Below are 20,787 nucleotides of genomic sequence, written 5' to 3' on the forward strand. Positions count from 1 at the left end.
GCTGCAGAACATCCGCCAGGCCAGCCAGCAGACCGCGGCCGGCACGCGGCAGGTCGAGGCCGCCTCCGCCAACCTCACCGAGCTCGCCCAGGCCCTCATGGCCCTGGCCGAACGGTACCGGCACTGATCCGCCGCTCCGACCGTCCTCCTCCAACGACCGCCCGATCGGTCGGACCGCGCTCGCGTCGTCCGGCTGGTCCGGATCGGCGGAGGCCGTGGACCCTCAGCCGCGATGCGCCGGCCGGTGCGGCGCCTGTCGCCGGGAGGCGGTCGCGGCGCGCGCGCGGGCTGCCCGGACGCGCACGATGTCGGCCATCCCGACCGGCCGCGGCGGAGCCTCGCCGGTGAACGGCATCCGGCTGCGGACATCGCCGTAATAGTCCGACCCGCCCATGCCGAAGCCGCCGGCGACGACGGGTCCGTCGAGGAGCGGCTCTCCGGCCGACGCTCCGGTGGCGACGAGGACGAGGAGTGGGACGGCGAGGAGGAGGCGCATGATCGCATGCGTACACCGTCCTGCGTCAGCTTCGCGGCGGCGGCGGTCACGATGGCGTGCGCGCCGCCGGCTGGCAACGCTCCCCTCAGGTGTCCGGGTCGACGCCGCGATAGCGCGTCGGATGCGTGCGCGCCTTCTGCCAGCCGGTCCGCCCCTGCGCGAGGCCGACCTCCAGGAAGTGGACGAGCGGGTTGACGCCGGCCACGCGAACATCCGGGTTCGCGTCGAGATACCCGTCGGTGCTGAAATGCCCGCTCGGGTCACGGCCCTCGCGCCAGCCGAGATCGAGGTAGTGTCGCGCCGGACCGTGGGGATACTGGCACGTGTCGGCGTACCAGCTCCTGTAATAGGCCTCATCGAAGCCCGGGAGCGGGCTCTCCAGATAATGATCGAGACCGTACCGGTCACGGATCTGGCCGGCGACGCGCGCGGCGACGGAAGCGTAATCCCGCAGATGCGTCCCTTCCACGAAGGCCTCGTCCTCGGCGAGACCGAAGCGCGCTCCGCGCAGCGTCGCGAACGGGTCGAAGAACGAGACCCCCCGGCGCGCGCAGATGGCGCGGAGGAGATCGGAATAGACCTCGACCGCGGCGGGATCGCGCTCGGAGACCATCGAGGCCGGCGTGGGCGGCAGCGCCGAGACCAGCGTGTCGAGGGCGAAGGCCTGGAAGCGGTCGACGATGCGATCCGCGTGGTCGGAGAAATCGGCGGTCGCCGATCGCCCGAGCGCCGACGGCGAGCGGATGTCGTTGGTCCCGACGAACAGGACCGCCAGGAAGGCCGGCAGGGGCGCACGCAGCAGGTCGAGGGCCCGGCGGTAGGAGCGCGCCGTCGCGCCCGCGAGCCCGGCATTCAGCACGGGACGGGAAACGACCGGCCGCGGCATGTGAACTGCGTGCGAGTCGCCGGCGAGCACGACGCAGCCGCTCGGCGCAGCGTCGAAGACGGCCTGGATATGGCCGATCTTGTGACGGCGGAGGGCGCCGCTGCGGAGCGCCCTCACGGCCTCTGACAAACCCATACGAATCTTGAACACCGCCCCCGCGTCCCGCACCGTAGGAGGCTCAGTTTTCCCAAGTCCAGTCCCTCCCGAGCGCGAATCCGATTTTCGGCGCCGCCGGTGTTGCCGGGCGACAGTGCCGGGAATGCCGCCCGGATCATGAATGCTGGCCGGTGGCGGAACCAGATCCGCCGGTGCGCTGTTGTGGAGCCCTCCGCGATGGTGCAATGGAGCCGCCCCTGCGGGCGCCGTCGACCGCCACGAATCCCTCTCGTGCTCTCGTCCTCGATCGATCACATGGTCCGCGGCTACTTATCGTTCACGCCCTTCACGTTGAGAGACCTTCATCCGGCACCGGTGGCGCGGCGACATGTCTTCTTCATCCACGGATTCGACGCCCGCAGCGGCATCCGCTTCCCCGCCTTCTTCAAGCGGGAGCTTCACCGTCACGCGACCCGGTTCGGGGCGATGCCGCGCGCGGTCTCGGAGATCCGGACCGATCCGGACGGTCTGAGCCGGAGCTGGACGGTCGACGCACCCGCCGACGGCGACGGTGCGGCGGTCCGCTGCGAGACCCTGATCTGGAGCGATATCGTCCACGCGGATCTCGCACGTCCCGTGTCGCGCAAGCTGGCTCTGCTGGCGCAAAGCGTGGCGGCGGGGCTGGCACAGGGACTGGTCCTCAAGACGTCCCGGTTCGGATGGCCCTACACGGTGCTGACCGCCTTCCCGTTCTTCGTCGCCTTCGTGGCCCCCGCACTCCTGATCGCGTTCGGCACCGCGATCTACGCTACGTTGAGCCCGTCGGCGCCGGCGGAAATGGTCGGCGTGGCGCTGCTTCTCGCCGCCGCGGCGCTCGCGCTCCTGTACGGCGCCAAGAAAGCGCTCGGTCGCCTGTTCTTCTGGCACATCCTGAGCATCCGGATCTTCTTCTGGCAGCACGCGACCGGTCGGCGGCCGGATTACGCGGACCGGGTCGCGGCCTTCCGGGACCGTGTCCTGGCCGAACTGGCACACTGGCGCGCGAACCCCGCGGACGCGCCCGACGAGGTCATGATCGTCGGCCATTCCCTCGGCGCAGCCATGGCGGTCGAGGTCGCCGCGCAGGTCCTCGCGCGCCTCGGGCCCGACGATCGCGGGCATCCGCGCCTGTCGCTCGTCACGCTCGGCTCGGGGCTGCCCTTCGTCGCGCTCCAGCACGAGGCCCGCGCGCTGCGCGACGACATCGCGACCCTCGTCTTCAGCGACCGCATCGTCTGGTGCGATTATCAAGCGCCCCAGGACTGGCTCAACTGCTACGGCTTCAATCCGATCTTCGATCTCGGATTCGGACGACCCGCCTTCCTGGCCTGCAACCCGCTCATCCGTTCCGCCGGGGTCAAGGACAGGATACCCGAGGACGATTACAAGCGTCTGCGCCTCAAGCCTTTCCACATGCACTTCCAGTTCCTGAAAGCCAATTTCAGGCCGGGGGAGTACGATTTCTTCGAGATGATCCTCGGGCGGCAATCGCTGCTCGACCGCGCCCTGCGGCCGATCTGCCGCCGCGCCGTCCCGCCCGCGCAGGGCGCGTGATCGCGTCCGCGGGAAACGCGTCGGGACGCGATCCGAGCCGCCGGTCCGAGCCGCCGGATATCAGACGGCCACATTCCGGTCGTCAGCACGCCGCCGGAATGTCTCGGCATCTCGGAGTCAGGAGCGGACCGGTGGGAGCGATGGGATTGAGGATGCTGCCGGCTCTCGTTGCGCGGAAGGGCGCTCTCGTCGGGATGCTCCTGGCGGTGCTCGGCGCCCCGGTCGCGGGCGAGGCCGGCTGGAAGGGGCCGGAGGCGCAACCGCTGTTCGTCAACGAGGCCAATCCGGCCGGCTACAACTACGCGCCGAGCGTCATCACCGAGAACGGGACCACCGACATCTGGTGGTGCGGCCAAGGCAAGACCGACGTCATCTTCCATCGCTCCTACACGCCGCAGACCGGCTTCTCGCCGGCGCGGATCGTGTTCCAGCCGACGCCCAACTCCTGGAACCGGCAGTACGTCTGTGATCCCAGCGTGATCCGGGGCCGCTTCGTCAACCCGGCGGACGGGCAGACCTACGCCTACGCGATGTACTATTCGGGCGCCGACAACCTGCCCGGAAACAACAACCAGACCGGCCTCGCCTTCTCGAACGACAAGGTGACGTGGGTCGATTACCCGGAACCGGTCATCAAGCCGATCAACCCGGAAGTCGCGCAGGGCAATTACGGCACCGGCCAGCCGGCGACCTTCTCGGACGGCCGTTCCGGCCTGTTCGTCTTCACCACGGATCTCACCGGGCCGCAGGGCGTGCCGGCCTTCGGGGACCTCTACGTCCGGCACACGGCCGACGGCGTGCATTTCGGGGCGCCGGCGCGGGTCCCCAACACCACGACCGACGGCTCGACCATCAACCCGAACTCGGATTTCGCGTACGATCCCAAGACCGGCGAGGTCTACGTCATCACCGGGCTGCCGGGCCGCGTGTGCCAGCAGGTGGCCTGCAAGGATCCGGGGCGCAATCCCGACCGGGAAACCTACCAGATGGGGCTGTTCAGGATGCCCCTGAAGGCTGTGCTGAGCGGGGCGCCAGCGGCGTGGACACCCCTGGGCTACCTGAACTCCGACGTCACGGGCTTCTACCTGAACCACAGTCCCGGCTTCCAGCGCGACGGGGCGGGGTTCCTGACGCCGTTCCTGCCGGACATCACGGTCTTCTTCTCAGGGGGTGACCCCTATCCCGGCACGTGGCGGATCGCCGAGGCGCGGCGGCCGAAGGGCGCCGACCGCCTTCCCCTGCGGCGCGCCTTCGGGCCCGGCGGGCACTGGGTGACGACCGGCTATATCGGGCCGGGCTACACGATCGAGCGCAGCCTCGGCACCGTGTTGACGCTCCCGGCGCCCGGGACCGCGATGCTGATGAGCTGCGCGGCGGGACAGGACCACTTCCTCAGCCGGGACTCGCGATGCGAGGGCCAGACACCGCTGGGGCAGACCGGCTACGTCTATGAGGCGCACAGGCCGGGGAGCCACCCGATCTACCGTTGCATCGCCGGAGGCCGCGACCATTTCGTGTCGACCGTCCCGGACTGTGAGGGACACGCGTCCGAAGGGGTGCTCGGCTACGCGCTGGACTGAGAATCCGTCCCGCGGCGCGACGCGGCGGCCGGATTGCCTGATCCGCCCGGGCCGGACGGGATGGATTCCCGCCGCTTCAAGTCTCCGATGACCTTCCGGTCGGCACGCCTTTGATCGATGCCGTCCGGGACTGGCTTGCGCGCGCGGGCCGTAAATTTCCCGGTAACGCTACCGGAGCGGCGAAAATACTCGCGCGCTTAATCCGGACTTAACCCTAACCGGTATTCTTAGTCATCCCCGAGAATCGGGTTGCTCCGGTTGGAAAGATAGCGATCCATGTCCTCCATCACCCTGTCGGCCGCGACGCGCCAGAACCTGCTCTCGCTGCAGGACACCGCCCAGCTGATGGCGACCACCCAGAACCGGCTCGCGACCGGCAAGACCGTCAACTCCGCCCTCGACAACCCGACCAACTTCTTCACCTCCCAGGCCCTCGACGGACGCTCCTCGAGCCTGAACTCGCTCCTCGACGGCATCTCCAACGGCATCCAGTCGATCCAGGCCGCCAACCAGGGCATCACCTCGATCCAGAAGCTCGTGGATCAGGCCAAATCGATCGCCAACCAGGCGCTCTCGACCCAGCTCTCCACCACCGGCACCGCCGCCAACGCCTACAGCGCCAGCACCGCCTCCCAGACCGTGCTGCTGACCATCAACGGCAGCTCGGTTTCGGCCACGGTCGCCGCCTCCTCGAGCGTCAACGCGACGGTCGCCGCCCTCAACGCCGCGGTCAGTTCGGCCTCGACCTCGTCGAGCGGCGCCTTCGGCGCCGGCGCGATCTTCTCGGTCGACAGCACCGGCACCAAGATCGTCCTGAACGCTCAGGCGGACGTGGAATTCCAGAACTCCGGCAGCCAGACGGCGCTCGGCTTCACCGCCTCGGCCACCACCGCCTCGACCTACGGCACCGCCGCCAGCACCGTCGTCTCCAGCGACCTGTCGATCTCGGGCGTGACGCAGCGCGCCTCGCTGGCCAACCAGTACAACAACCTGCTCAACCAGATCACCCAGCTCGCCAGCGACGCCAGCTACAACGGCGTCAACCTCATTGCCGGCAAGGGCAATGACATGAATATCAAGTTCAACGACACCGGCAGCTCGAACCTCAACGTCGCCTCGGTCGACGCGACCTCCAGCGGCCTGGGCCTGTCGTCGATCACCAGCTCGAACAGCTCGACCAGCCAGAACGGCCTCGGCAACTTCCTGCTGAACGCCGACGTCAACAAGACCCTGGCGGTCCTGACCACGGCCGGTGCGGCCCTGAACTCCGCGGCGAGCACGCTGGGCTCGAACCTGTCGGTGGTTCAGAACCGCCAGGACTTCTCCAAGCAGCTGATCAACGTGCTGCAGACGGGCTCGGCCAACCTGACGAACGCCGACCTGAACCAGGAGGCGGCCAACTCGCAGGCACTGTCGACCCGCCAGTCGATGGGTATCTCGGCCCTGTCGCTGGCCAACTCCGCCCAGCAGGGCGTCCTCCAGCTCCTGCGGTAAGCGACACGCACCGCGTCGACCGAGCGGCCGGAGTCGAACTCCGGCCATTCGCGTTCGCGGGGTCTGGAGGCCGGATCCGGCCGGAACGCGAGAGACCGGTCCCGGGGGCACGACCGCCCGCAGCCCGCCGCTGTCCCCGCTCGGAGGCAGCGCCGGTCATCGCGGGCCAGGAGCCGGCGGACCCGCCCCTGTCCGGCATCGTGGGATCCGAACGCCCGGTGGCCAACGCCGGCACTGTCGGGACCAGAGGTCACACCCCCTTCGCGCATCCGCGTGCCGGTTGCGGTTGGACGCGGCGGCGGCTCCGGATAAGACCGGGCCATGAGCATCGAGGATCTTCGGGGGGAGGTCGAGCGGCTGCGTCGGCGCGAGCGCGCGCTGGTTGAGGAGAATGCGCGCCTGCGCGCCTCGCAGGCCCCGGTCGCCGCCCCGACAACCAACCTGGCCGGAGTCGGCACCGCCCGCTCCGATCTTCTGTTCACCGCCGCCGACAAGACCCGGATGGCGATGATCGTCACCGATCCGAACCTGCCCGACAACCCGATCGTCTTCGCCAACCGCGCCTTCCTGGAACTCTCCGGCTACTCGGCGGGGGAGCTGATCGGGCGCAACTGCCGCTTCCTCCAGGGGCCCGCGACGGATCCGGCCGACGTCGCCCGCATTCGCGATGCCATCGCCGCGCGGCGCGACGTGGTAGTCGAGCTGCTGAACTACCGGCGCGACGGCAGCACCTTCGTCAACGAACTCTACATCAGCCCCGTCTTCGGACCGCTCGGCGAGTTGCTGTTCTTCTTCGGCAGTCAGCTCGACCTCACGCGCTTCCGGCAGCGCGAGGCGCAGGTTGCCGAGTGGACCCTCGCGCCGCGGCATGCGCGGGCGGACGACGCGGTCGGCTTCTGCATCGTCGAGCTGCGCTTCGACGCGGATGGCAGGGCCGCGGATTACCGCGTCGTGGAGACCAACGCCGCCTTCGAGGACCAGTCCGGCCTCGGCGCTGCGGCGGGACGCTGGATGAGCGCGCTCGAGCCGGACCACGCCCGACACTGGCTCGACACCCTCGGTGACGTGGCGCGATCCGGGCACAGCGCCCGGTTCAAGGGCGCCCTGTCGCGAACGGGACCCATCCTCGACGTCCGCGCGATGCGGACCGGTAGCGGGACGCGGAACCGCGTCGCGATCCTTCTCGAGGATCCGGCGGCCCGGCAGGCGGACGAGGAGCGCCGGGAGGCCCGGACGCGCGACCGGAGGATCGAGCACGACCTGGTCTGGCGGACGAGCCGCGACCTTCTCGTCGTCTGTGCCCTCGACGGAACCTGCCAGGCGGTGAACCCGGCCTGGACGGAGCTGCTCGGGTGGCCGGCGGGCAGCTTGGTCGGCATCCGCATCGATACCCTGATCCATCCGGACGACGGCGAGACCGCGGACAGCGCGTTCGAGACGCTGCGGACCGGCCACACGCTGTCGGACCTCGACGTCCGGTTCCGGACCGCCGACGGCGCGTACCGCTGGATCGCCTGGAACGCCATCGCGCGCGGGGACCGGTTCCACGCGACCGGGCGCGACGTCACGGAGCGCCGCGCCCTCGAGGAGCAGCTGCGTCAGTCGCAGAAGATGGAGGCGGTCGGGCAGCTCACCGGCGGCGTGGCGCACGACTTCAACAACCTGCTGACCGTCATCAAGTCGTCGACCGATCTGTTGAAGCGACCGGGCCTCAGCGAGGATCGGCGGGGCCGCTACGTCGACGCCATCGCCGACACGGTCGACCGCGCCGCCAGATTGACCAGCCAGTTGCTGGCCTTCGCGCGCCGGCAGGCGCTCCGGCCGTCGATCTTCGACGTGGTGCAGTCGGTGGCCGCCATCGCCGACATGGTCGGCACATTGACCGGCGCGCGCATCCACGTCGCGACCGACACGGATGCCGGCACGGACGCGGACGGCCGCAGGCTGCGCTGCCACGTCGATGCCGACCCCAGCCAGTTCGACACGGCCCTCGTCAACCTCGTGGTGAACGCCCGCGACGCCATGCAGGGCGAGGGCCGCCTCGTGATCAAGGTGCGGCGCGCGGACCGCATCCCGGCGCTTCGGGCGCATCCGGCCGTGCCCGGAGATTTCGTGGCCGTGTCGGTGTCGGATACCGGCGCGGGCATCGAAGCGGACCTCCTCGAACGCATCTTCGAGCCGTTCTTCACGACGAAGGGCGTCGGACACGGCACCGGCCTCGGCCTCAGCCAGGTGTTCGGCTTCGCCAAGCAGTCGGGCGGTGACGTCGCGGTCGACAGCGTCGTCGGCGTCGGGACCACCTTCACGCTGTTCCTGCCGCGGTCCCACCAGGCGGAGGTCCAGGAGGGCGTGCCGGACGAGCCGGAGCCGCTCGCCGAGGGTCACGGCACGCCCGTCCTCGTGGTGGAGGACAACGAGGAGGTCGGCACCTTCGCCCGGCAAGCCCTCGTGGAACTCGGCTACAGGGCTGTCTGGGTGAAGGACGCGCAGGCGGCCATCGCCACGATCGAGGCGAACAGCCACGAGATCGAGATCGTCTTCTCCGACGTGGTGATGCCAGGCATGAACGGCGTCGATCTGGCCCGGGAGATCAGGCGCCGTCGTCCCTACCTGCCCGTCGTCCTCACCTCCGGCTACAGCCACGTGCTGGCGTCGGAGGGCACCGACGGCTTCGAGCTCCTGCACAAGCCCTACTCGGTGGCCGACCTCAGCCGGGCCCTGCGCAGGGCGCTGCGGGAGCGGTCGGCGCTGACCTTCGGCTGACGAGGCGGCATCCGACCGGGCCGACGCGCGTTACGTCCCCGACCGCCAGAAGATTCGGACAGGACACCGCACCATGTCGTCGGACACGCCCCGGCCCGGGGACGACCCGCTGCCACCCATCGACGATCCGCTGCCGGAGCTCGCACCGCCCGACGGTGACCCGCCGGCCGAGCCGCCGGCGCCGCGTCCTCCCGGTCCCATCGAAGCGGGTTGAGATCGGGCGCCGGACGGACGCCCGCAGGCGGACGAGGAATGCATCGGGGCCGGAGGAGCGTCCGGCGGAACCAAGGTGTTCACCGGATCGCGACGAGCCCCTGGCGGTGCCGCGCCGCTTCTCAATGCAGCGGGTAGCGGCTCAGCAGGTCGGCCGTCCTCTGGACGGTCTTGTCGTTGAGGCAGGCGGGCAGCGCCGCACTCGCGCCGCTCCCGTTGGCCCACTCGCTGTCGGTCAGGTCGCCGCAATCCGCGTCCCGGAAGGCGATCCAGGCACGCTGCGCCCGCTCGAGTCGCGTCTTCCAGAGCGCCCTGGCGTCGGGGTCCTGCGTGCGGTCATCGTGATCGATCACCGACATCGCCGTCCTGTAGGCCGCGTTGAGCTTCGCGTCCGCCTCCTGCAGGGCGCGGGTCATGCAGGCCGTCGTGCCCGGCGTTGAGGTCTCGGTCAGGCACAGTTTCGCGGACGGCTGGTCGGCTCCGGCGGTCGTCGGCACGGCGAGGCAGGCGAGCAGCCCGGCGAGGACGGGGGCCGAGGCCTGCAGCAGGCGTGGGCGCTTGTGATTCATGGCTCTGGGATCCGGTTCGCGCGGCGCATCGGCCCGGCTGAGGGGGGCCGTGCGCGCGGCGGGTGACGGCGGGTCGGACCGGTACGCGGCCCGGGCCGCGACCTCAGCGTGCCTCGACGATCACGGCGGTGCCGTAGGCGACGACGCCCATCATCGACTGGTCGGTGTCCGCCGTATCGAAGCGCATCATGACGACGGCGTTGGCGCCGAGTTGCGCGGCGTTCTGCGCCATGCGGTCGATCGCCTGCGACCGCGCCTGCTCGATCAGCTGGCTGTACTCGCTGATCTCGCCGCCCATGATGCTGCGCAGCCCGGCGGTGAAATTGCCCACCGCACCGCGGCTGTGCACCACGGCGCCGAAGCAGGGCCCGCGGACCTCGCGCACGTGGTAGTTCGGAATGTTCTCGGTGGTGACGATGATCATGGCGGCTCGCTCAGGCGGGTGGTCGGGAAAGACGGGAGGCAGTCAGGGCGAGCACGACAGGTCGCCGCCCGGGCACTTGATCTGGGCTGCCAGGTCCTGGATCCGCTGGCGCGTCAGCGTGATCTTGCACGCGCCCAGGAGCATCGGGGCGATGCTTCCGTTGTCGTCGGGCGTCAGCGTGTTGAAGCCGGTCCGCAGGTTGCACTCGGAATCGCGGAAGGCGATCCAGGCGCGCTCGGCGGCGACCAGATTGCGTCGGCCGTTCTCGTCGAGCTTGCTGCGCAGAGTCGCGTAGCGTCGGTTCAGCTCCGCATCGGCCCGGTCGAATTCCTGGGCGGTGCAGATGTTGGCGTCCATCTGGTTCGCGGACGCGCCGCAATCGACCTCCGCCGCGAATCCGGCGGTCGGGACGAGGATCACGGCAGCGAAGATTGCGGTGCGCAGCATGGTGGACTCGGTGCGGGAAAGGGCGGACGACACGGCGGCCGATGGGCAGATCACGGGTCGTCGGACGCCGACAGCGCGTCGCTGGCCCGGAAGCCGTAATAGCCGCGGTCGGCGTCGTAGAGCACGTCGAAGCCGTTCAGGACGTGCAGCCCAGTGTTGACGAAGGGCTGCGGGCGAACCGTGTTGAGGACGATGCGTTCGGGAGCGAGCGGCGCGGTTCGGTCGCCGACATCGATCGCGTAGCCGGCCGCGTCGCCGAACTGGAAGCCGAGTCGCGTTCCCGGGCGGAGGACGGCGTGATCGCCCGCATCGGCCCGGAGGCTGTCGGCGACCTGGGACGGCGGCAGCGTCAGGAACATGCCGGTGACGCCGGTGTCGAGGAGCCCCCGGCCGCAGGCGGCGGGCTCGCGGCCGTCGACGGTGATGCAGACGGGAACGCCGAGCCAGTCGCCCGGCACGTGCGGGTGCGGGTCGAGCTTCACGAAGCGGTAGCGGCCGCGCGTGTTGGCGCGCGTCAAGCCGACATGCACGCCGCGTCGGGTCAGCACGTAGCCGCGGTGCACCCCACCCGGTCCCGGCGGCGCCGCGTTGAGGAGCGGATTGGTGTCCGGCGTGCTCTGCGTCTGGCTGTCGTCCTCGCGGCCGAAACCGATCCCCATCATCGCCACGTGGGCCGGCGCCACCTCGGGCGTGCAGCTCCGGGCGCGCGCGGTGCAGTCGATCCGGTCGACGGCGAGGACCCGGATGGGCCGCGTGACCACGCTCGCTCCATCGCGGCCGACGACGGTCACCGGAACGCGCACCCAGCGTCCGACCATGATCCGGCCGGAACTCGAGTAGGTCAGCCGTCCGGGCTCGCTCGGCAGGCTCTCGTTCTCGGGAATCCGGGCAGCTGAGACCACGATGCCGGTCGAACCGGTATCCACGAGCACCGGATGGGCCTCGCCGCCGAACGACAGGCCGAGGCGCGGCGACTTCGTGATGGCGTCGCCGGGTCGCGGCGCGTTGAGGAAGGGCAGGAAGATGCCGCGTCGGTCGTCGCCGTAGCTCGGCCCATCGTCGGCCCGCGCCGGAGTCGTCGGGCCGAGCAAGGCCGCGCTCAGGAACCCGACATTCAGGAGAGCCGAGACCGAGCGGGTGTGAGGGGCCCGAGGACGGATCGGCAGGCAAGCTGAGCCCGGAGGAAGCTGAAACACCTGGCACATGTCGGCCCCGGGAGATGTCGTTTCCGAGTGGACACCGCGCGGCGATCCGCGTCGGCGTCGAGAACAGCGCTTCAGCCCGCGCACGGTTGCGCAGGCATGGTGGACCGGATCCGGTCCACCACCCGCTCAGCCCCCGCCACGACGACAGAATTCATGAATACGTCTCGGATGAAGAGATGCCGCTGACAGTATTCGCCGTCCATCGAGCAGACTCTCAGCGATCAACAGACACTGTATTGACCCCTCTCCGATCCCGGGTCAACGAATCGCGAGAAATAGTGTTACCGCTTCAGTAAGCCGGGACGGCTTGCGGTCGATGATGAGCATTCGCGGTCAGCGCGTCGCGTGTTCGGGAACGAACGCAGCGCCCGCGTCGCTCTCGATCGGAGCGCGCCGACGGTCCTGAGGGTGAAGGCTGTTCGGGGTGACCCTGCCGTCGATGGTGACGGGCACCGCCGCCGTCGGACGGTCGCCGGGCGACCGACGCAATCTCGGCCGCGCCTGTCAGAAGAAATTTTTCGCGGCACATCGCGCCGGCCGCGCGAAACCTCGTCTGGCCGGCCCATGCCCCTGTCGAGGCGGACGATCCACCGCCGGACCAGGGAGACCCGACATGACCAAGACCAAGATCCTCGTGCTCGCCGCCAGCCTTCTCTGCGCCGCGGCTCCCGCCCTCGCCCAGGAGGCCGCGTCCCAGCACGGGAACCAGGAGTTCCTCGGCGTCGATCTCGACAACGGCGGCGTCTACTACAACGGCCGCAACTCTGGCCGTTACTGCGTCTACCGCACGGTCGAGGTCTACAATCGCTACACCGGCTACTTCGAGGCGCGGCGCGCCCGCCGCTGCGGCCGCGGTCTCTACCTGCCGTGAGGAGCGAGACCATGCTGACCGCCCTCTCGCCGCTCCACCTCGCCGCCCTCAGCCTGATCGTCGCGTATCTCGGCTGGGGCTGAGATGCTCACGCCCCGCACCGGCACCTGCGCGCCCGATGTCATCCGCATCGTCGCGGCGCCCGCCTCGACCGGCCGCGCTCACACCGTGAGATTGTTTCCCGATCCTCCAGCGGATAACCCTGTCGCGCGTGCCGACCGGGCGCGCCCCGCTCCGAGGACGACGAAACCGGGCCGCGACCCGGACAGGAGGACGCGCTTGCCGAGAGCCAACCCGGTATCCGCGCTGCGGCGGGCCGCCCGCACCGCACTCATCCTGCTCGGGATGACCTGCCTCGCCCCGCTCGCGCCGGCCAGGGCCGCCCCGGATCCGGCAGCCTTCGCCGACAATGCCGACGCCGTGGCGGTTGTGATCGGAAACCGCAGCTACAAGCAGACCGTGCCTGTCGACTACGCGCACAACGATGCCGAGGCGATCCGCGCCTACCTGATCGAGCGCCTGGGCTACCGCGAGAGCAACGTCTTCCTCCTGAAGGACGCGACCCTCAACGAGTTCAACCAAGTCTTTGGCACCGAGCGCAACCCGCAATCCGGCCGCCTCTGGCGCAGCGTGCGCGAGGGCCGCTCGAACGTCTTCGTGTACTATTCCGGCCACGGGGTCCCGGATCTCGCCACCAAGCAGCCATTCCTGCTGCCCGAGGACGGCAACCCGAACCAGGGCGAGAGCGGGTACGCGCTGGAGACCCTGTACCGCAACCTCGAGCTCGTGAAGCGCAAGATCGGCGCCGACCACCAGCTCGTCGTGATGGTCGATGCCTGCTTCACCGGCGAGACCGGCCGCAAGGGCGAGAGCCTGCTGGCGGTGTCCGCACCCGGCTTCGCCCCCGCCCGGCCGAAGACGGAGGGCGGCATCGTCCGGCTGGTGGCGACATCGGGCGCGACACCGGCCAACTGGGACGAGGCGAACAAGCTGGGCCTGCTGACCAGCCGGTTCCTGATGGGCGTGTCGGGCCTCGCCGACGCGCGGGACCATCAGGGCGACGGCGACGGGCTCGTGCAGTGGACGGAGCTGAAGCGCTACCTCCGCCGCGAGGTGGAGGACGCGGCCCGCCGCGCGTCGGGCCGCGAGCAGGTGCCCGAGATCGACGAGGCCCCGATCGTCCTCAAGGCCTCCCTGCCGGTGGCGGCCGTCGCGAAGGGGGTCGAGGCCATCCGCGACGAGGCGGCCTGGCGGCGGGCCGAAGCGCTCGGCACCCGGGAGGGCTTCGAGGCCTATATCGGCGCCTGCGGCGAGACCTGCCTGTACCGGCCTCAGGCCATGGACAGGCTCCTGGCCGGGCGGCGCCGGGACGCGGCGGCGATCGACCAGGAGAACTGGGCCAAGTTCGGGACCCAGCGGCAGTATCAGGCCTATCTCGACTCCTGCGGCGAGGTCTGCGCCTATCGCAGCCTCGCCGAGGGCTATCTCGGCGGCAAGAACCCGAGCGCCGATCCGCGCGTCAAGCGCTGCGACGAGCTCGCCGCCGGCACGGACGATCCCGACCGTCAGAGCGGGGTCGCGGGCGTGAAGCTCGGGCGGATCGAGCCGGCCGCCGCGATCGACGCCTGCCGCGGGGCCGCGGCCGCCTATCCGGACCTGCGCCGGCTGTCCTACCAGCTCGGCCGCGCCTACGACCGGGCCGACCGCTACAAGGAGGCCTTCGCCGCCTATGACCGCGCCGCCAAGGCCGGGAGCATCTCGGCGCTGAACAACCTCGCCGCCCTCTACGAGAACGGCCAGGGCGTGAAGCGCCAGCAGGCCGAGGCGTTCCGCCTCTACCGGCAGGCGGGCGAAGGCGGGAACGTGGTCGCGCTGGCCAACGCCGCCCGGATGCTGGAATACGGCAACGGCATCCCGAAGGATGAGGCGCAGGCGGTCGCCCTGTACCGTCGCGCCGTGGCCGGGGGCGACGTCGCGTCGATCAGCAAGCTCGTGCCGCACTACGCGACGGGTGCCTACGGCTTCCCGAAGGACCTGCGCCAGGGCTTCGACCTCTTCCGGCAGGCGGCGGACCGGGGCGACCCGGTGGCCATGGCCACGATGGCGACGCTGATCGACAACGGCTTCGGGCGGTATTTCCCCGGCGTGCGCTCGGCCGACATGGTCCTGCGCGCGCTGAAGCACGGGGAACTCGGCGCCGCCTCCGTCTCGGCGACCGACACCGCCGCCCAGAAGCTCAAGCCCGAGACGATCCGCTCGGTGCAGCGCGCGATCAAGGACGCGGATTACTACACCGGCGCCCTGGACGGGCGGTTCAATCCGGTCTTCGTCCGCGCTCTCGATCAGTACGCCCGGGCGAACGAGACCGAATGAGGCGCCTCCTCCTCGCCGCGCTGCTGCTCGCCCCGGCGGCGGCGCGCGCCGATCCCGCGACGCAGGCGCTGACACCGTTCCTCGACGCGGTCGCGGCCTGTGCCGGCCGGCCGGACCTGACGCTCGCGGTCGTCGGCGTCGAGCCCGGCCAGACGGCCCTGTCGCGCGAGCAGTCCGAGGAGGTGCGCCTCGCCGTCGAGACGCGGCTCCAGGCGACCGGCCGAGTCAAGCTGGCGGCGGCGGCCGACGTCGTGCGGATCAAGGCCCTGCGCGAGGGCACGACGGGCCTCTCGGGCGCGGAGGCCGAGGCGCAGATCCGGTCCGCCTTCGCGGGGGACGCGGCCGTGTTCCTGGTCGAGCCCCGTCGGGCCGGCGAGACCGCCTCCGTCCGGCTCCAGGCCGTGACGCAGAGCGCCGCCTGCAAGGCGACGAGCGACCCTCTGGTCGTCCCGATCCATGTCGGCGCCGGCGTCGCCGACGTCGACGCCGTCATGGACGGTGCGGTGAAGGCGTTCGCGCAGGCCGCACCGACCGCCGGCGCCGTCGAGGTCTGCCCGTTCGTGGCGGAGGGCGGCCATTCCACCTGCGCCGGCGCCCTCACGGACCGCCTCGTCATCGCCCTCGACGCGGAGGCCCGCTCGGCCAACCGGGTGCTCCGCGGCGCGCGCCTCGACGTGCGCCGCCGGCCGCCCGGCACCGCCTGCGCCGGCACCGTCACCGCGCGCGGCCGCTTCCGCACGGACCACGACCGGCAATCCTGGATGGAGGTCGAGTTCCAGCGCGACGGCGCCGTCCTGGCCCCGACGGGGCGGCGCCGGATCGCGACGGAGGGGCTCGGCTGCGATCCCGTCCCGCGGCCGTTCCTGGACCATCTCGCCGCCACCGCGCGCACGGATGCCGGCCGCCTCTCGGTGGGGGGCGCCGCCCCGCCGCTCGCGGCCGGGCCGCGCCTGGGGGTGGGCAGCGAGTCCCCCGCCGCCCCCCCCCCCCCCCCCCGCCCGCCGCCCCCCCGCCCCCCCCGGGGGGGCGCCCGCCGCCACGCCGTTCGCGGCCGGTCAGCGCCTGGAGATGCGCATCGAGTCCCGCGTCGCGCAGAACCTGTACTGCTGGGTGGTCGCGGCCGACGAGACCGCCTACGTCGCCCTGCCGGTGCGCGACAACCCGGCCTCTCAGCTGGCCCTCAAGCCGGGAGACTCGCGGCGCTATCCGCGGGGCTACGGCCTCGACGAGATCGTCGCGGGGGAACCCTTCGAGAACCTGTTCGCCTGCTTCGGCGTGCCGGGCGGCCTGCCGCCGGAACTCGCCGCGCGGTGGCTGGCGGCGGCGCCGGGCGCCGACGGCGAGGCGCGTCTCCTGCAGCCCCCGGACGTGCTGGACCTCTTGGACCGGATCCGGGCCACGCCCGGGGTCACGGAGGCCGCCGCGCGCGTCGTGGTCCGCTGAGCCGGAGCGCGACGGGATCAGAACCGCGTCTGGACCGCCCAGAGCGGACGGGTGGCGCCCGGGTGGCCGCCGGAGGTCGACGGATGGCCGGTCGCGAGGTAACCATAAGGCGAATCGAACGATCACAAGGGGTTGCGTGGCAGCCCGCGACCGGGAGGCGCATGACGGGCGGATACGATGAGCGCTGCGCGGCCGACCTCGCCAACGTCGGCGACGGCCGCGATCTCTCCCGCGCCGACCGTGCCTGGCTCGCCCGCGTGGTCACGGGTGCGGTGCGCCCGAACCGCGACAAGCCCCTGTGGGACCTCGCCCACGCCCTCGCCGCGCTGGCCGAGGCGGCCGGGGCCCGCGACGGGCGCGATCTCATCACCCTCGCCCTGGACCCGGGCCTCGCGCGACCGGCCGCGCTCTCGGCGCGCTTCGGCGGCGGCCCGGCCGTCGACGACCGCGGCCCCGTCCTCGGCACTGCCTGGTCCACCGGCTGGGCCGGGCTCGCGCGGCTCCTCGCGCTGGCCGAGTTCGTGCTCACCGCCGAGGACCTGGCCCAGTTCGCGACCGTCGCGGGCTGGCTCGACGAACTCGCCGCCGCGCCCGATCCGGAAGGCGCGGCGATCCTGGCCAAGCGGCTGGCCCGGCATCTCGCCGCCTACCGGAACGCCCACCTGCCGCTGGCGCCGCTGGAGCGGCGCTTCCGGGCGCTCCTGACCTTCCTGGGCGGCCGCCGGTCCGTCGCGGACGACGACATCCTCGATTTCTGGCGCGCCGAGATGGCGACGGGCGAGCGGCCGGGCTTCCGGATCGTCGCGGAGCATTTCGTGACCTTCGAGGCGGCCGGCCACCTGCTCGAAGACCTCGACGCCCTCGCGGCGCCCGCCGCCCTCGACGCCCACGCGGGCTGGGACGAGAGGCTGGACGCGGCCCTGGGCGATCTCGCGGCCGCCGAACCCGCCGCGGCGCTGGCGACCGTCCTGGCGGACTGGCCGGAGGGCCCGAAGATCCTCACCGGCGCCGAGCGCGAGGACCTGGCCGACTTCCTGCGCCTCGAGCCCTACCACCGGACCCGCCCGCTGACGACGCTCCGGGCCGTGAGCTTCGGCCGGGTCCAGTCGGGCATCGCCAACCGCCTGCGCCGCGGCGGCGGCGGCGCCGACATCGCCGAGCGGGCGACCTGCCTGGAGGCCGAGAGCTACGCCGAACTCCGGACGCGCGCGGGACTGCTCGCGGCCCATCTCGGCCGGATGCTGCGCATCGCGGCGGCCCTCCGGATCGACGATCGCGACGCGCTGCCCGAGGCGGTGCGGGCCGCGCTGGAGGCCGCCGAGGCCGACCTGCGCCGCGTCCGCCGCGCCGGATTCGACGATCGGGAGGGCCTCTCGGCCGGGTTCGCGGCCGCCGAACCGGCGCTGCTGCGGCTCGCCGAGGCGGCGGCCGACCTGGAGCGGTCGCTCGACGGCCTCGCCCGGAACCGGCCGCTGGACGCGCTGTTCCCGGCGGATCGGGACGTCTTCGCGGTCGCGTTCGCGGCGGCCTATGCCGGGGAGACCGCGGCGTGAGCGACGCGGCACGGCTCCTCGCCGAGATCCACGCGGCCCGCGCCCTCGTGCGCGATGCGGCGACGAGTGCCCAGCCGGACCACGCGGGGCTCTGGGCCCACGCGACCCGTGCGCCCGACGGCCCGGTCGACCTCGCGACGGTGCGGGCGATCCGCGGCGACCCGGCGACGACCCGGCGCTACCGGACGATGCTCGCCGCCCTGGCGCTCGCCCACGCGCCGCTCGCCGCGGCCGCCTCGGACGGCGCGATCCTCCGGCGCCGGGTCGGCGCCTTCGCGCTGGAGATCCTCGAGGCCGCGGACGGCGCGCCGCCGCTCCTCGTCCTGCGCGGCGAGGCGGGACAGATGCCGCGGGTGATCGAGGCGTGGCTCGGCGACGAGACGGTCCGGCTCGACCTCGGTCCCGCGATCGAGGGCGCGGCGGTGCTCGCCCTCGACCCGGCCGTGCCGGACGCGGCCCTCATGAGCCGCATGCTCCGCGACCCGGCCTGCGCGGTGTTCCTGCTTTGAGGAGCCGTCGGACGAGCCGTCGGACCAGCCGGCAGGCCGGTCTCGGCCCGTCCGGGTCCGGGAGACCGGCCCGCGCATGACGCGTCCGGCCATCCTCGTCGTGGTGCCCACGACCCGCGGACCGCTGGTGCTGCGCGGGCTCAGGCCGCGCCCCGGCCTTCCGGCCCCGGCCGCCTTCGCGGACGGCGACTATCGCCCGCTGCCGTGGTCGGCCGATTACGCCCGGCTCTGCGGGGCCGCCGGCCCGCTCGCCCGGTGGACGGGCCGGACGCCCGAGCCGCACGAGCTGCGGCTGTCGGGCTCCTTCGATGCCGGACGCTCCTGGGAGGTTCCGGTCTGCCTGGCGCACGGCCTCGCCGAGGGCGGCCACCCGCTCGCCGCGGCACCGGAGGAGGCCGACCTCATCCTCTGGGCGACCGGCGCGGTCGATCTCGACCTCGCGGTTCTGCCCGGCGACTACGCGCTCCTCGACAAGATCGAGCGCTCCGCCGCGACGATCGCCGAGGCTCCGAACGCCGCGCTGGCGGTCCTCCTGCCGGACGGGCCGGAGCGCGCGCAAGCCGAGGCCGTCCTCCGCGGCATGGACCGAAACGTGCGGATCCTGCCGTCGCACAGCGTGCCCGAAGCCCTGGCCGCATTGACCGCGTCGCGGCCTCAGGAGAGGACCGAGACGCCGCCGGCGCGGCGATGGTGGCGTCTCGCATTGCCGGCCGGCGCCGTCGCGGCGGCCGGACTCGCCGGTGTGCTCGCTCTCGGGGCCACGCGGCCCGATCCCGTCAGCGAGCCGCGCCCCGACGCGCCGGCCGGTCCCGCCAGCCCTCCCCCCAGCATCGAAGTCCGGATCGCGTCGCCGATCCACGTCTCCGAGCTGCGCGCCCCGGCGGGCTCCTCCTGCCGCCGCGTCGCCTTCGGAGCCGACCCGCCCGAGCGGCGCCCGGTACCGGCGGAGTCGGGCGATCACCTGGCCGCGAGCCGCCTCACGCCGGACCTGTGCGGGCTCGCCATCGGAGCGGAGCCGGGCCTGCGCGTGCAGGTCGGGCCGGAACTGCGCGACGCTGCCCTCCCGGCCGTCCGGCTGGCGGACGGCGCGCTCGGCTATTTCCTGCGCGAGGGCGCGCGGCAGAACCTCGTCTACACGGTCCAGGCCGTTCCGGAGACCGGATCCGGCGCGGTCGCCGGCCGCCTGGTCCACACCCTGGCGCGCTGATGAGAATCCGCCGTGTTCCGAATGCTGTCGATCGACCCCGCGAGCGCGGGCCCGATTCGCGGACCGAGAGGAGGGAGAGGATGATCGCGATGCGCCGGAGAGGCCCACGCCTTCTGGGAGCGGCCTGCGCGCTGATCGTGCTCGGCCGCGGCGACGCCGCGCGGGCGCAGAGCGTCGGCTTCGATCCCGCCAATTACGGCCGGGCGCAGCTGCCCCTGCGCCAGACGACCGGCGACGCGGCCGCCTACGTCGACCAGAACAAGGGCGCCTTCGAGCCCGTGAGCGAGCTCGATCCGAAAGACGGCCTCGCGGCCCTCGCCCGGCCGATCGGCCGCGTCGACATCGTGCTCCAGAACGGCCGCACCGGGCAGCAGGTCGGTGCCTCCTGCACGGGGACGCTCCTGCCCGGCGACTACGTCCTGACCAACCACCATTGCCTGCCGCAATCGGGCGACCTGCGCCCGGTCAAGGCGTCGATCCTGATGGATTACCTGACCCTCGACGGGAAAGGCTCCCGCCGCTTCGAGATCGACCCGAAGCCCGTCGAGTTCGACGCCCGCCTCGACTTCGCCCTCGCCCGCGTGGCGGGCAATCCGACCGCGACCTACGGCGCCGCGCGGCTCTCCGGCGAGCCGGTGACGGCCAACCGCTCGATGCTGGTCATCCACCATCCCCTCGGACGTCCGAAGGTGATGAGCCGCTTCCGCTGCTTCGCCGTGAAGGACCAGGCGGAGGGCCCGGACCTGCGCCACCGCTGCGACACGCTCGGCGGCTCGTCCGGGTCGCTCATGTTCGACGCCTCCGTGGCCGGCATCGCGCTCCACAAGGAGGGCGGCCTCGATCCGAAGGATCCGACGAGCTTCAACAGCGCGACCCGGCTCTCGGCGATCCTGGGCCGGAGCCCGACCCTGGCGCGGATCGCGGCGGCCCAGGGGCGCCCGGTCGCCGCCGCGGATCCGGGGACCAGGCCGGTCGCGCCCGGCCCGGCACCCCAACCCAAGCCGGCGACCGACGGACCGCTCGATCCGGCCGGGATGAACGCCATCCTGCGGGGACGCTGAGCGC

At 71.9% G+C, this 20,787-nt stretch carries 18 protein-coding genes; 11 read left to right on the top strand and 7 right to left on the bottom strand.

Annotated elements, in window-relative coordinates; all coding sequences use genetic code 11:
- Positions 1–223: 223 nt before the first annotated feature.
- Together ACLBYE_RS11085 and ACLBYE_RS11090 are read right to left on the bottom strand one after the other, a co-directional pair.
- The gene (locus tag ACLBYE_RS11085) at positions 224–496 is read right to left on the bottom strand and encodes a hypothetical protein (protein ID WP_447694227.1); all 273 of its coding nucleotides are present in this window, start codon (positions 494–496) and stop codon (positions 224–226) included.
- 85 nt (positions 497–581) lie between these two features.
- Positions 582–1,499, bottom strand: coding sequence for an SGNH/GDSL hydrolase family protein (locus ACLBYE_RS11090; protein ID WP_447694228.1), 918 nt, complete (start codon positions 1,497–1,499; stop codon positions 582–584).
- A 270-nt stretch (positions 1,500–1,769) separates the two neighbouring features.
- On the opposite strand from ACLBYE_RS11090, the gene ACLBYE_RS11095 reads away from it, so the two are divergent.
- The 4 genes from ACLBYE_RS11095 (at position 1,770) to ACLBYE_RS11110 (ending at position 8,908) form a co-directional block, all read left to right on the top strand.
- Positions 1,770–3,071 (top strand): lipase family protein, encoded by a 1,302-nt coding sequence (locus tag ACLBYE_RS11095; RefSeq protein WP_447694229.1) that lies wholly within the window; start codon positions 1,770–1,772, stop codon positions 3,069–3,071.
- Positions 3,072–3,223: 152 nt separating this feature from the next.
- A complete protein-coding gene (locus ACLBYE_RS11100; RefSeq protein ID WP_447694230.1) occupies positions 3,224–4,651 on the top strand; it encodes a hypothetical protein in 1,428 nt (475 codons plus the stop codon).
- Between the two features lie 276 nt (positions 4,652–4,927).
- Positions 4,928–6,145, top strand: coding sequence for a flagellin N-terminal helical domain-containing protein (locus tag ACLBYE_RS11105; protein WP_447694231.1), 1,218 nt, complete (start codon positions 4,928–4,930; stop codon positions 6,143–6,145).
- Between the two features lie 321 nt (positions 6,146–6,466).
- Positions 6,467–8,908, top strand: a complete 2,442-nt coding sequence (locus ACLBYE_RS11110; RefSeq protein WP_447694232.1) for a PAS domain S-box protein — start codon at positions 6,467–6,469, stop codon at positions 8,906–8,908.
- Positions 8,909–9,243: 335 nt separating this feature from the next.
- Here ACLBYE_RS11110 and ACLBYE_RS11115 read toward each other — a convergent pair whose 3' ends face one another.
- From ACLBYE_RS11115 to ACLBYE_RS11130, 4 genes are all read right to left on the bottom strand, one after another.
- Positions 9,244–9,690: a lysozyme inhibitor LprI family protein gene (locus tag ACLBYE_RS11115; RefSeq protein ID WP_447694233.1), complete on the bottom strand. Its 447-nt coding sequence runs from the start codon at positions 9,688–9,690 to the stop codon at positions 9,244–9,246.
- Between the two features lie 103 nt (positions 9,691–9,793).
- Entirely contained in the window at positions 9,794–10,114 is a 321-nt protein-coding gene (locus tag ACLBYE_RS11120; RefSeq protein WP_103985768.1) for a YbjQ family protein, read from the bottom strand.
- A gap of 42 nt (positions 10,115–10,156) precedes the next feature.
- Entirely contained in the window at positions 10,157–10,561 is a 405-nt protein-coding gene (locus ACLBYE_RS11125) for a lysozyme inhibitor LprI family protein (protein WP_447694234.1), read from the bottom strand.
- Positions 10,562–10,611: 50 nt separating this feature from the next.
- Positions 10,612–11,652 (bottom strand): hypothetical protein, encoded by a 1,041-nt coding sequence (locus tag ACLBYE_RS11130; protein ID WP_447694235.1) that lies wholly within the window; start codon positions 11,650–11,652, stop codon positions 10,612–10,614.
- Between the two features lie 727 nt (positions 11,653–12,379).
- Here ACLBYE_RS11130 and ACLBYE_RS11135 point away from each other — a divergent pair.
- Together ACLBYE_RS11135 and ACLBYE_RS11140 are read left to right on the top strand one after the other, a co-directional pair.
- Complete coding sequence (locus ACLBYE_RS11135) at positions 12,380–12,637, top strand: hypothetical protein (RefSeq protein ID WP_447694236.1); 258 nt, start codon at positions 12,380–12,382, stop codon at positions 12,635–12,637.
- Between the two features lie 279 nt (positions 12,638–12,916).
- Positions 12,917–15,010 (top strand): caspase family protein, encoded by a 2,094-nt coding sequence (locus tag ACLBYE_RS11140; protein WP_447694237.1) that lies wholly within the window; start codon positions 12,917–12,919, stop codon positions 15,008–15,010.
- Here the strand turns inward: ACLBYE_RS11140 and ACLBYE_RS11145 are convergent.
- The gene (locus tag ACLBYE_RS11145) at positions 14,980–15,588 is read right to left on the bottom strand and encodes a hypothetical protein (RefSeq protein WP_447694238.1); all 609 of its coding nucleotides are present in this window, start codon (positions 15,586–15,588) and stop codon (positions 14,980–14,982) included. The two genes, ACLBYE_RS11140 and ACLBYE_RS11145, sit on opposite strands and share 31 nt — an antisense overlap.
- Positions 15,589–16,078: 490 nt before the next feature.
- Here ACLBYE_RS11145 and ACLBYE_RS11150 point away from each other — a divergent pair, with 490 nt between their 5' ends.
- The 5 genes from ACLBYE_RS11150 to ACLBYE_RS11170 all read left to right on the top strand — a co-directional run bounded on the left by ACLBYE_RS11150 (position 16,079) and on the right by ACLBYE_RS11170 (position 20,783).
- Entirely contained in the window at positions 16,079–16,453 is a 375-nt protein-coding gene (locus tag ACLBYE_RS11150) for a hypothetical protein (RefSeq protein ID WP_447694239.1), read from the top strand.
- 161 nt (positions 16,454–16,614) lie between these two features.
- On the top strand, positions 16,615–18,006 hold the full coding sequence (locus ACLBYE_RS11155) for a hypothetical protein (RefSeq protein ID WP_447694240.1): 1,392 nt from the start codon (positions 16,615–16,617) through the stop codon (positions 18,004–18,006).
- Entirely contained in the window at positions 18,003–18,515 is a 513-nt protein-coding gene (locus ACLBYE_RS11160; protein WP_447694241.1) for a hypothetical protein, read from the top strand. Before ACLBYE_RS11155 ends, ACLBYE_RS11160 begins: the two co-directional genes overlap by 4 nt.
- A 76-nt stretch (positions 18,516–18,591) precedes the next feature.
- Positions 18,592–19,722 (top strand): hypothetical protein, encoded by a 1,131-nt coding sequence (locus ACLBYE_RS11165; RefSeq protein ID WP_447694242.1) that lies wholly within the window; start codon positions 18,592–18,594, stop codon positions 19,720–19,722.
- A gap of 80 nt (positions 19,723–19,802) precedes the next feature.
- Entirely contained in the window at positions 19,803–20,783 is a 981-nt protein-coding gene (locus ACLBYE_RS11170) for a trypsin-like serine peptidase (protein ID WP_447694243.1), read from the top strand.
- Positions 20,784–20,787: the final 4 nt, after the last annotated feature.

The sequence above is a fragment of the Methylobacterium sp. A52T genome (assembly GCF_053346095.1).